Origin of the sequence: Litoreibacter ascidiaceicola (genome assembly GCF_900129235.1) — a bacterium.
Classification (GTDB): Bacteria; Pseudomonadota; Alphaproteobacteria; order Rhodobacterales; family Rhodobacteraceae; genus Litoreibacter; species Litoreibacter ascidiaceicola.
The window spans coordinates 433,858-445,982 of sequence record NZ_FQUV01000003.1 but is presented as its reverse complement, the minus strand read 5'-3'; the positions used below and the strand labels follow the sequence as shown (position 1 = coordinate 445,982).

Sequence of the window (12,125 nt, the reverse complement as noted above, 5' to 3'; positions counted from 1 at the left end):
CATAAAAGACGCGCGGTAAACACCTGATTCTTGCAATAAATATTAAATTCGCGCATGGTTCTCGTGAAAATGGGCAAAAGACCCGTTCCACTTAAGTGATCAGAGAGGCAGATCACAATGAAATTGAAGCAGTTTTTCTGCGTTGGCCTGTTTGGCCTCGCGCTAACGTCATTCGTACCAGAGACCGGGTTCGCACAGAACCTTAAGGTGACCAACCAGTCGACGGCACGCAAACTCAATGTTGCAATCAACAGCGCCGTGGTCGTCGAAAGTGACGTCCCCTTCGCTGAATTGTCCGTGGCCAACCCGGCAATCGCGGACATCGCGACCCTGTCGGACCGCACTATATATGTGCTGGGCAAGTCTCCGGGCCGCACAACTCTGACACTTCTTGGACCGGATGGCCGCTTGATCACCAACGTCTCCGTGCGCGTGTCGCCGGATCTGTCGGAATTCAAAGAGCGCCTTCGCGAAATCCTCCCGGGTGAGAAGATCGAAGTTCGCACCGCAAATGACGGTCTCGTGTTGTCCGGCACTGTTTCAAGCATCGCAAAGCTCGACCGCGCTTTGGACCTCGCCGAGCGTTATGCGCCGGACGCCGTGTCCAATCTGATGAGCGTCGGCGGCACTCAACAAGTGATGCTGAAAGTTCGGTTTGCTGAAATGCGCCGCTCTGTCTCCAAAGACCTGTCTGCAAGCCTCGGTTTCCAAACCGCTGGCGGGACGTTCGGGGCAAACGGTTTCACCAACACACTTCAAGCTGGCAACAACCCGACAACGACCTTCCCCGCCGGTGGTGGTGCTGGGAATGCGGTTTCTACCCGTGAACGTAACGGTGTGTTCTCATTCGGGTTCGGCAGCGGCAGCCTTCGCGCGCTTGTTGTTCTCGAAGCCCTTGAAACCAAGGGCCTTGTGCGCACTCTTGCCGAGCCAAACCTGACCGCCCTCTCTGGTCAGGAAGCGACATTCCTCGCAGGTGGTGAATATCCGATCCCGGTCGTAGACGACGGAACAGTGAGCATCAGCTACAAACCTTTCGGTGTTGAGCTGAAGTTCACACCAACCGTGCTGGACGAAGACATCATTAACCTCAAACTTGATACCGCCGTTTCGGGCATCGACTCGACTGTCGTTGTTCAAAATGAAGGTTTTGCGGTTAACGCCTTCTCCAAACGCGCATCTTCGACTGTAGTGGAAATGCGTGACGGCGAAAGCTTCGCGATCGCGGGTCTTCTTGAAGACGACTTCACCGATCTGGCTGGCCAGGTACCGTGGCTTGGGGATATCCCAATTCTGGGTGCATTGTTCCGCAGCGCAAACTTCGAGCGCCGTCAGTCCGAGCTGGTTGTCATTGTCACCGCACATCTTGTGTCGCCGACCCGTGGCAACGCCCTTGTTCTGTCAACCGACCGCATCCGCCCGCCGACGGAGCGTGAATTCTTCCTGAACGGGAAAGTCGCACGCGAAGTTCGGACTCGCCGCACATCTACAGGCGAAGTGGCCCGCCAGGACTTTTCTGGCTCCTACGGCTATGTTTTGGAGTAATACCAGATGCTTAAAACCTCTTCTTCAATCGCCCTGATCGCCGCGCTTACGGTCAGCCTGTCCGCATGCTCCAACTCTCGCAGTGTTTTTGAGCGGGAAGCTGGCGGTGATCTTGATGAGGGCGGCTTCGGCAACCCCACCATGACCAACACCTTGATCAGCAACGGGACGATTTCCGTTGCCGAGACTCTCGGCCGCCGTTTTGCGACGGATGTGAACACTCAGGTGAATTTCGAGTTCAATTCGGCACAGCTTGACGCGAACGCGCGTGCCGCCCTGCTTGAGCAAGCAAACTGGATCCGCCAATTCCCGGAAGTCCGCTTCCGCGTCTATGGACACACTGATCTTGTTGGCTCGAACGCCGCCAACAAAGCTCTCGGGCTGCGCCGCGCGAATGCTGCTGTAAACTTCTTGACGTCTCAGGGCATCAGCCGCTCTCGACTAGAGGCTGTCGCGTCGTTCGGAGAAACGAAACCTGTCATCCTGACTGAGAGCCCAGAACGTCGCAATCGTCGTACCGTGACTGAAGTCACAGGCTTCGTGAGCAACCATCCGATGCTTCTAAGTGGCAAGTACGGAATTATCGTTCAACGCGAGTATGTTCAGACCGCAAAGAGCGAAGAAACGCTCGCACGGGAAAGAATAGTGCAATAACGGAAATAATACCTCAGTTTTTCGCTAATTTAGCCCCATTCTCGCCCCTTTTCCTAAGCATTCCTTGTCATGAGATAAGCCACAATCCGCCTTAAGACGGCATGTTGGTTTAAATACCGCAAACAGTTGGCGGGGGCGCTAACCCTTACGAAAGGGTGCCCTCGTTAACACGAACCCGGCCGTGTTTTTTGGCCAAATGGGATTTGAGGCATGACGAGCAGTGTAGCTTTACAAACCGAACCGGCGCCAATTTCAGCCTGTACCGTCGCTCGCGACGTCCAAAACTTCGATCTTCTGATCGAAGATATGGAAACAGAGCTTGGTGAAGCATGGGGTGATCTGAGTTTCGAGGACGCAAACGCGTACTTGTCTCAGCCCGATGCCACGGACTTGAAGTTTATCGCCGTTGCGGTCGACAATTCCGACGAAGACAACCTGACACTTGTGGGCGACGTAATAGGTCGCGCCAAGGAAGTTGGCGTCAAAGTCATCCTGATTGCAGAAGATGTGTCGCCAATCGCGCTGCACCAACTGTTGAAGCTGGGCGCGGACGACTTCGTCCCCTACCCGCTTCCGGAAGGCGCACTGCACGACTCCATTGAACGCATTAGCAAGCCAGCTGAAGTTGTTGAGGCACCTCAAATGCCCGCCACCGTCGAGACCACGCCAGTGGTAACCGGCAAGGCGGGCACCAATGAAGGCGTCGTTCTTCCAGTCCACGGCCTTGCCGGAGGCGCCGGTGCGTCCACCTTTGCGGTGAACCTGGCTTGGGAGTTGGCGACAGTCGACAAGAAATCCGAAGTAAGCGTGTGCTTGCTCGATCTGGATTTCCAGTTCGGCTCAAGCTCTACCTATCTTGATCTGCCTCGCCGCGACGCTGTTCTGGAAATGCTGTCTGACATCGAAGGTATGGACGACGCCGTATTCCGCTCAACGCTTCTGACGTTTAACGACAAGCTTCAGGTTCTCACGGCTCCTGCCGACATGATCCCATTGGATATGGTCGGGCCGGAAGAAATCGAAAAGCTGGTCGAAACCGCACGTCGCAACTTCGATTATGTCATCATCGACATGCCATCGACGCTTGTTCAATGGACCGAAACGGTTCTGGGCATGTCTGATGTCTACTTCGGGATGCTGGAACTTGATCTGCGCTCCGCTCAAAACACGCTGCGTATGGTGCGCGCCCTCAAATCCGAGGATTTGCCCTACGAGAAAATTCGTTACGTGCTGAACCGTGCGCCGAAATTCACCGATTTGTCCGGCAAAAGCCGTGCGAAACGGATGGCAGAGAGCCTTGATATCTCCATTGAGCTGCACATGCCCGATGGCGGCAAACAAGTTGCACAAAGCTGCGACCACGGTCTGCCACTCGTTGAAACTGCAGCCAAGAACCCTTTGCGCAAAGAGATCGCCAAACTGGCGCAGTCTCTGCATGAAACAAATATGGCGGAAGCCACAGGATAACGGAAGGTTACCAAAATGTTTTCGCGCTACAAAAAACCAGGTGCCGATCCAAAGGCACAAGCAAACGCAGCACCGCAAGCAGCAGCGCCTAAAATCAGCGCCGCAAAGTACATGCGCAAGGCCGAGACCAAGCTTCCGGTCGCGCCTGCCGAGGTGATTGCTCAAGACAAAGAACTCAAGCGCCGTCAGCGTCTGGAAGAGGTCCGTTCAGATCTTCACCACCGCCTGCTCGACAACTTGAACCTCGCCGCGCTGGAAAACGCGCCGGAGGCTGACCTTAAGGCCGAAATCATCGCGATTTGCGCCGAAGGCCTTGAAGAGCAGTCCATCATCCTCACAAAGGACGAGCGGCAGACCCTGCACGCAGAACTTTTCGACGAAGTCACGGGCCTTGGCCCGCTGGAGCCGCTTCTGAAGGACGACACCGTCAACGATATTCTGGTCAACGGCCCGAACCGCGTGTTCATCGAACGCGACGGTAAACTGACGCTGACCAACACCCGTTTCAAAGACGAAAAGCACTTGCTTAGGATCATCGACAAGATCGTGTCCGCTGTGGGTCGTCGTGTCGATGAATCCAACCCGTACGTGGATGCGCGCTTGAAAGATGGCTCGCGTTTCAACGCCATGGTTCCACCGATTGCAGTGGACGGCTCGCTCGTTTCCATTCGTAAGTTCAAGAAAGAAAAGCTGGCGATCGACGATCTCGTCAAGTTTGGCGCGTTTTCGGAAGAAATGGCCGCCTATTTGCAAGCCGCCGTCGCGTGCCGTCTGAACGTCATTGTGTCGGGTGGTACGGGTTCCGGTAAAACGACCACGCTCAACGCTTTGTCATCCTTTATCGACAATTCCGAACGCATCCTGACGATCGAGGATACGGCGGAACTTCAACTCCAGCAGGTCCATGTCGGCCGAATGGAAAGCCGCCCGGCCAACGTCGAAGGCAAAGGTGCTGTGTCTCAGCGGGATTGTCTGAAAAACGCCCTTCGGATGCGCCCTGACCGTATCATCGTGGGTGAGACGCGTGGCGAAGAAGTTATCGACATGCTGCAAGCCATGAACACGGGTCACGACGGCTCGATGACCACCATTCACGCCAACTCGGCGCGTGACGGGGTGTCCCGTCTTGAAAACATGATCGCGATGGCCGGTATCGAGATGCCGATCAAAGCTGTGCGCGCGCAAATTTCCTCGGCTGTGAACCTGATTGTGCAGGCGTCGCGTCTGCAAGACGGCTCGCGTCGCATGGTCTCGATCACCGAGATCACCGGCATGGAAGGTGATGTTATCTCCATGCAGGAAGTGTTCCGTTACCAGCGTTTGGGCCTTCAGCCCGACGGCAAGATTATCGGCCAGTTCACGCCAACAGGTGTGCGCTCGCACTATTCCGACCGGTTCAAGCAGTGGGGCTATGACCTGCCTGCTTCGATCTACGAACCGATCGCAGCGGAGTAACCAGTTATGGAAATCAGTTTTGAACCAATCCTGTACGGCATAATCTTTGTTGCCGTTCTGATGTTGATCGAAGGCGTCTACCTTGTGGTATTCGGCAAGTCGATCAGCCTCAACAGCAAGGTGAACCGCCGTCTGGACATGATCCAGAAAGGCGGATCGCGCGAAAAGGTTCTGGAGCAGCTCCGCAAAGAGATGAACCAGCACATGAATTCGGGCGGCATCCCGCTCTATTCCATGCTGGCCGACAAAGCCCTACGCGCCAACATCGCGTTTACGCCGACCGCCCTCATCGCGATGATGTTCGCGCTTGCGGCGGTTATCTTTGCTGTTCTCAGCCAAATGACGGAAGCCGCCGCCCCCGTGCGTGGCCTCATTGCGCTCGCGATGGGGATCGGTGCTGTCTATGTTTGGGTCAACAACAAATGCAAAAAGCGCCTTGCCCTAATGGAAGAGCAATTGCCGGATGCCATCGAGTTGATGGTGCGCTCTCTTCGTGTGGGCCACCCGTTTGCCTCGGCGATCAACATCGTCGCCAAAGAGGTCGCGGATCCGCTTGGCACCGAATTTGGCGTGATCGCAGATGAATCCGCCTATGGTCGTGACGTGTCCGAAAGCCTCAAGCACCTGGCCGAGCGCATGGACATGCAAGATTTGCGCTTCCTCGCCGTGGCCGTGACCATTCAACAAACCTCCGGTGGTAACCTCGCCGAGATTTTGCACGGGCTTTCGCAGGTGATACGTGCCCGCTTCAAACTGTTCCGCCGCGTGAAAGCCATCACGGCAGAGGCCAAATGGTCCGGCATGTTCCTGTCCGCCTTCCCACTTCTGGCGCTGGTCGGGATCAACATCATGGAGCCGGATTACTACACCGAAGTAAAAGAAACCGAATTCTTCATTCCCGCGTGTATCGTTGTGGGTGTGTTCCTTGTGGTGAACATGGTTTTCATGCGCATCATGGTCAACATCAAGGTGTAATGAGATGCAGTTCATCGAAAAAATCAACGCCCTGCTCGTCGACAACTTCGGAGAATTGGGCCCGCTGATGGCAGTTGGCCTGCTGGGCTTCATCATGGTTCTGGTCACGTTGCCGACCATGCTGAAGAAGCAAAAGGACCCGCTCGACCGCATCCGTGAAGAGGCGCAGCGCTCCAACAACCGCTCGAAAAACGGAGAAAATTCGCTCCGGAACGCGAACGGCACCGACAAGCTCGACAAATTCGCCAACTTCCTCGAACCGCAGGATGATGAAGAACTTGCGGGCATGAAGCTCAAACTCCTTCAAGCGGGCTACAAGCAGAAAACAGCGGTGCGCACGTTCCACTTCGCACAGTTCGCACTTGGCTTGTTGTTCCTGACCCTTGGCCTGCTCTATGTTCTGATCCTCGGCGGCGACGACATGTCGACCCGTGACCTGATCCTGGCAATCGTGATCCCGGGTGGTGCAGGCTACTACCTGCCCAAGTACTGGATCGAACGCCGCCGTCAGGAACGGCAGGACGAAATCGAAAGCGGCTTCCCCGACAGCCTCGACCTGATGCTTGTTTGCGTTGAAGCGGGCCAAGCGCTTGATCAGTCGATCATCCGCGTGGCCGCCGAAATCCGGGCAGGTTATCCGGCCTTGGCAGACGAATTCCAAATGGTCGCCAACGAGATGAAAGCTGGCAAGGACCGGATTACCGTGCTTCGCGATATGGCCGAACGTGCTGGTGTGCCGGACGTGTCCAGCTTTGTAACCGTGCTGATCCAGTCAACCAGCTTCGGTACATCCATCGCAGATGCCTTGCGTGTCTATGCATCCGAGATGCGGGACAAACGCGTTATGCGCGCTGAAGAGAAGGCAAACGTGTTGCCGACCAAACTCACCCTCGGCACGATGTTGTTCTGTTTGCCACCTCTTTTGATTATTTTGATCGGCCCGTCGATCTATGACATCTATAAGAACCTAAACGGTGGCGGCGGATAATCATGCGATTTTGGGTGGGTGCAATAGCAGTTGGACTTAGCCTCGCTGGATGCGAGGAAGAGGCCCCTTCGCTTGGCGAGGGGGCTAATCCGTTTCCGCCCACCGGAGACGTCGCCCGCCTTCAAGGCGTCGACGGGCTAAGCGTCGGTCACCAGCTTATGGCTGCCGGTCAGTTCGAACTGGCCCTCAAAGCCTACCTTCGCGCCGCAGGGGAACAGGGAACCACTGTCGATGTGCTCAGCGCGCTCGGCTCGGCCAACTTGCGGCTTGGCCGGCTTGGACAGTCGGAAAAGCAGCTCCGTCGCGCCATCAAAATTGACCAAACCTTTGTTCCTGCTTGGAATAATCTTGGCGTGGTACTGATGGAAACCGGCCGCGCCGGAGAGGCCAGCCGTGTCTTCAAGACCGCCTTCGCGCTCGATAGTGGCAAATCTGACAAAATCAGGGAAAACCTGCGCCGCGCGCTCGCCAAGATAGAAAATCCTGCATATAGTTCAGAAAAAGACGACAGAGCCTTTGACTTGGTGAGACGCGGTAACGGCCGCTACCTGATTTTACAGGCGCCCTGATCAAAAAGGCCATTGAGAGCAGAGTAGAGGACGCCCCATGCGCCATATGAAGACAGGAATGCTGTGTCTTATCAGCGTTGTAGCCCTAACCGCTTGTGATAAAGGCGGCAAAGGCGAGTACAGCAAAACCCTCAAAAACGTCAATGTTATCGATGAGAGCAATCTCAACGACATCATGCTTACGGTCGCCGACCCTAATGAGGCGGTGACCTATTTCCAGAAGGCAAGTCGCGACGATCCAGACCGCCTTGACCTGCAACGTGGCCTCGGCCAGTCGCTGCTGCGCGCCAAACGCGCGACGGAAGCCGGTGTTGTCTGGGCAAAAGTCATAAAGCACCCCGAGGCGAACAACGACGATCAAGTCTTTTACGCCAATGCCCTGGTCCGCCAAGGCGAGTGGAAGAAAGCCGAAAAAGCACTTGATGCCGTGCCACCGACATATGAAACCTTCGAGCGGTATCGCCTCGAAGCAATCATCGCGGACACCAACAAAGAATGGAAAAAAGCCGATAGCTTCTACCAGACGGCTGTTGGCCTGACCACCACACCCGGATCGGTGCTCAACAACTGGGGTTTCTCGAAACTGACCCGCGGCGATTATGACGAAGCCGAGCGTCTGTTCGGCGAAGCCATCACCTATGACCCGAGCCTGTTTACCGCGAAGAACAACCTCGTGCTCGCGCGTGGAGCCCGTAAGAACTACACGCTTCCGATTATCCAGATCACGCAGGTCGAACGCGCGCAGTTGCTGCACACCATGGCCCTGACGGCCATCAAGCAAGGCGACACGCAGACCGGCAAAACCCTGTTAGAAGAAGCCATCGAGACCCATCCGCAGCACTTCGAGGCCGCGATCCGCTCCTTGCGCACGCTCGAAAGCTAAGTCTATGGCGACCTTCGCGTTATGGTCCCTGCCCTTGGCGACCCTCATTTGCATGTGGGTCGCCTGGAGCGACCTCGCCCGCATGAAAATTCCCAATAAGGCCGTGCTCGCATTGCTAGCGGTCTTTGCGGTGGTAGGTCTCCTGACCCTGCCGCTAGAGGCGTATCTGTGGCGCTACGCCCATTTTGCGGCCGTTTTGGCCATCGGCTTCTTGATGACCATCACCGGATTGGTCGGTGCGGGTGATGCAAAGTTCGCCGCCGCTATGGCCCCGTTTGTGGCTGTCATTGACGGCACATTTGTGGCCGCCATCTTCGCGGTCACGACGATCGTTGCTTTCATCTTGCACCGCTTGGCGCGTGTTACACCGCTGCGCAAGCTTGCCCCGAACTGGGAAAGCTGGGAGCGCACGCGCGACTTCCCGATGGGTCTTCCGCTCGCCGTAACTCTCATCGTCTATCTGGCGCGCACAGCCTTTCTTTAAGGGCGCGCGAACAAGATGTAGAGCTCGGTCCGCCGGACCTCTTCCAACACCTCGCCCCGCGCCTCCACGTCCTTCAGGATCGACCTGTAGGCATGTGGCGTGGTCGGGCAGGTCGGGATCAGCAGGTAATCCGCATTCTCGTACCCCGTCAGGTGTCCGTAATACCAAGGTGCGGCGCCAAGCGTGGGCTCCAGATCGCCAAACATCCACAGGTTGCCAAAGGTGTCCGCGACAAACACGGATTTCCCGTCGGACAACCCTGCCTGATCCAGATCTCGTGCCATCGCATGCGAAGCCCCGATCAACCCCAGCTCTTGCGCGCAGGAGGGCAAAACCTCGCCTTGAAACTCTGCCGGTGGCAGATGCGCCGCAAGCTCGTTCATGTAGGCAAACTCCTCGCTCTTGAACAGCATCGGCTTACGCATCAAGATGCGGTTGACCCGTTCAGCTTTGGTAAAGAAATCGCCATAGCGCGCCGCGTTGGGAGTGCCTTCAAACAATGCACTGTAGGTATTCTGCTTCGCCACAAAATGCCGTGCGGTGCTTGTTGCCATATTGAAAAACGAGGGCGCAATCAATGTGCACGCCACAACAGCCAACGCGATGACCTGCGGGGTTCGGGACACCGCCAAAATCATCACCGCCAGAAGCGCCAGCCATTTCGGGTCATTGCCATAATTCTGGTAGGTGACATAAATCATCCCCGGTCCAAGAAGCATCAGCACCAACCCCAAACGCGGATCAACGCCACGCCGCAGGACCACAACGGACAAGACCAGCACCGCATTCCCCAACGCGTATTGCGGGGCCGTCAGCAGCGTGCCCATATCCACCCCTGCACGCGGGCGAATGTCAGTGCCCGCTACCAACGCGAGGTCACCCAAATAGGCCGGCCACATCGCCGGACCTGCCAACGCCGTCAGCACACCGGCAAACAAGGCCACCACAACCAGTGCCGCCCCTATCGCCCGCCATTGGCCACGCATCGCCAGCGCAACGGCAACTCCGGGGGCGAAGGCCACACCGTAGGTTATTTTGCCCATGACAAAGAAGCTGAATGCGATCCCCAATATGACCCCGTCCAGCCATTGGTTTTCCGCCTGCTTCGGCTCCAGAACCGCGACCAGGATCGCGACGAAAGCAAACGCCCATGCCCAACGGTTATAGTGCATGGACAAAGACAGCGACGCCGAGGCCTCACCATGAATCATGGCCAAAACAAGCACCATAACCAAGGCGCCGACACCGTAGGCCATTCCACGGGTCAAACGGCTGTAAGCAAGCCACCAAACCATCGGCACGAACATCAACGCGACGGTGATCTGTGCCAGCAAAATCGCGGTTCCGATGCCGAACCCCATCCAGACGAAGGCCACAATCGGTAAGAAACAAAGGACCCCCAAAGGCGTGACAAAGTCCAGATGCGGCCATTGGCCTTCGGCCATCCGCAGCACAATTTCGATTAAATGGAGCGTGTCGCCCTCGTGGCGGTCCACGTAAAGACCACCTTTTGCCAAGGATAGACCGCCCATCAGCGCGACCAATCCTAGCAGATAAACAAGAAAAAGCCTTGCTCCGGCCTTATCCATACCCTCGTCCATGCCCATCATCCCCATGCCCCGCCCTGTTTGGCGGTGTTCTTTATGTACAAAGGCTAGCGCAGCTGGCCTGCTTTTTGAAGTGAGATCGGTTTTTGTTGTCCGGATACAGTTCAACCGATAAACTAGGTGGAAGGATGCCGAAAAATCGGCACGCGAGGCAGAGCACATGAATATGCACACAACCACGGGCGTACAGGCCCCGGCCCCTCCCAAGTCGTTGAAAGACACGGGGCTAAGCATCGTTATGATGCGCGATATCCTGTTAAAAACAATCTTCCGCAAGAACCTTGAGCACGTCTCGGACATGGCCGTTGCCATCTGTCTGTCCCTGCCGCTGACCCAACAACTTGTTGAGATCGCGCGGGAGCAAAAGCTGATTGAAGCACAAGGCACGTTGCACGCGGGCTCCGGCTCCGAGATGGCGTTCCAGCTGTCTGACGCGGGCAAATCGCGCGCGCTCGACGCCCTGTCCCAATCCGAATATTACGGCGCCCTACCTGTTCCTTTGGCCATGTACAAAGAGCAGGTAAAAAAGCAGTCCGTGCGCAACATCCAGATCACCCGTGAAAAGCTGCTGGGCAATATGGGTCACCTTATCCTGCCCGATAACCTGCTGAACGATCTAGGACCAGCAGTGAGTTCCGGCCGCTCCATTCTACTTTATGGCCCTCCCGGCAACGGTAAGTCAGCGATTTCCAACGGCATCCGCGACGCACTTGGTGACATGATCTATATCCCGCAATGTATTGAATATGCAGGACAAGTTGTAACACTATACGACCCGATCGTGCATACACCGATCGAAGATGTCGAGACGCAAACCACCTCTCTGCGCCGGACCGACAACCGCTACGACAAGCGCTACCTGATGTGCGAACGCCCCACGGTTATGACCGGTGGTGAGTTGATGCTGAACATGCTCGACCTGAACTACAACGCTACGTCGCGCACCTACCAAGCTTCGCTTCAGTTGAAGTCGACCGGCGGCGTGTTCATCGTGGATGACCTTGGCCGTCAGGAAGAGCCGCCACAGGCTCTTATCAACCGTTGGATTGTTCCGATGGAAGCCGAATACGATATTCTGGCCCTGCAATCGGGCGAGAAGTTCGAGGTCCCATTTGACACGCTGGTGATCTTCTCAACCAACTTCCACCCCAATGAGATGTTCGATGGCGCGGCCCTGCGTCGTATTTTCTTCAAAATCAAAATTGACGGCCCGACACAGGAAGAATTCCTGAAAGTGTTCGCCATGGTTGCGAAGAAAAAGAAAATCCCGCTGAACGAGGAGGCGTTGATCCACCTGTTGAAAGTCCGCTATCCGACAATCGACAACGTCTACGCCAACTACCATGCAAACTTCCTGATCGACCAGATGATCGCGGTGTGTGAATACGAGGGCATCCCAAATCAGATGACGCCCGAGCTGATCGACCGCGCATGGGCGAACATGTATGTGAAAGACGAAGAGATTAAGCACTGACCAAAACCATCGGTCGGGCTATAT

11 protein-coding genes are annotated in these 12,125 nt (G+C 56.1%); 10 read left to right on the top strand and 1 reads right to left on the bottom strand.

All coding sequences use genetic code 11. The annotated features are described in order from the left end of the window. The first annotated feature begins 117 nt into the window (after positions 1 to 117). From BUB72_RS08355 to BUB72_RS08315, 9 genes are all read left to right on the top strand, one after another. Positions 118 to 1,545, top strand: a complete 1,428-nt coding sequence (locus BUB72_RS08355; RefSeq protein ID WP_073142734.1) for a type II and III secretion system protein family protein — start codon at positions 118 to 120, stop codon at positions 1,543 to 1,545. Between the two features lie 6 nt (positions 1,546 to 1,551). Beyond that, positions 1,552 to 2,199, top strand: a complete 648-nt coding sequence (locus BUB72_RS08350) for an OmpA family protein (protein WP_073142732.1) — start codon at positions 1,552 to 1,554, stop codon at positions 2,197 to 2,199. A gap of 210 nt (positions 2,200 to 2,409) precedes the next feature. Beyond that, a complete protein-coding gene (locus BUB72_RS08345) occupies positions 2,410 to 3,666 on the top strand; it encodes a CpaE/TadZ family protein (RefSeq protein WP_073142730.1) in 1,257 nt (418 codons plus the stop codon). Positions 3,667 to 3,681: 15 nt separating this feature from the next. Further along, complete coding sequence (locus tag BUB72_RS08340) at positions 3,682 to 5,121, top strand: TadA family conjugal transfer-associated ATPase (RefSeq protein WP_073142728.1); 1,440 nt, start codon at positions 3,682 to 3,684, stop codon at positions 5,119 to 5,121. 6 nt (positions 5,122 to 5,127) lie between these two features. Beyond that, positions 5,128 to 6,096 carry a type II secretion system F family protein gene (locus BUB72_RS08335; RefSeq protein ID WP_073142725.1) on the top strand — a complete coding sequence of 323 codons (969 nt, stop codon included), beginning with the start codon at positions 5,128 to 5,130 and terminating at the stop codon, positions 6,094 to 6,096. A gap of 4 nt (positions 6,097 to 6,100) precedes the next feature. Further along, positions 6,101 to 7,084 (top strand): type II secretion system F family protein, encoded by a 984-nt coding sequence (locus BUB72_RS08330; RefSeq protein WP_073142723.1) that lies wholly within the window; start codon positions 6,101 to 6,103, stop codon positions 7,082 to 7,084. Between the two features lie 2 nt (positions 7,085 to 7,086). Further along, positions 7,087 to 7,653: a tetratricopeptide repeat protein gene (locus tag BUB72_RS08325; protein ID WP_073142721.1), complete on the top strand. Its 567-nt coding sequence runs from the start codon at positions 7,087 to 7,089 to the stop codon at positions 7,651 to 7,653. A gap of 37 nt (positions 7,654 to 7,690) precedes the next feature. Then, positions 7,691 to 8,536, top strand: a complete 846-nt coding sequence (locus BUB72_RS08320; RefSeq protein ID WP_073142719.1) for a tetratricopeptide repeat protein — start codon at positions 7,691 to 7,693, stop codon at positions 8,534 to 8,536. Between the two features lie 4 nt (positions 8,537 to 8,540). After that, the gene (locus BUB72_RS08315; protein WP_073142717.1) at positions 8,541 to 9,020 is read left to right on the top strand and encodes an A24 family peptidase; all 480 of its coding nucleotides are present in this window, start codon (positions 8,541 to 8,543) and stop codon (positions 9,018 to 9,020) included. Here BUB72_RS08315 and BUB72_RS08310 read toward each other — a convergent pair. Then, the gene (locus BUB72_RS08310; protein ID WP_073142715.1) at positions 9,017 to 10,636 is read right to left on the bottom strand and encodes a hypothetical protein; all 1,620 of its coding nucleotides are present in this window, start codon (positions 10,634 to 10,636) and stop codon (positions 9,017 to 9,019) included. The genes BUB72_RS08315 and BUB72_RS08310 overlap by 4 nt on opposite strands. Positions 10,637 to 10,787: 151 nt before the next feature. Between BUB72_RS08310 and BUB72_RS08305 the strand changes: the two genes are divergently transcribed. After that, complete coding sequence (locus BUB72_RS08305) at positions 10,788 to 12,101, top strand: ATPase (RefSeq protein WP_073142713.1); 1,314 nt, start codon at positions 10,788 to 10,790, stop codon at positions 12,099 to 12,101. The last annotated feature ends 24 nt before the right edge of the window (positions 12,102 to 12,125 follow it).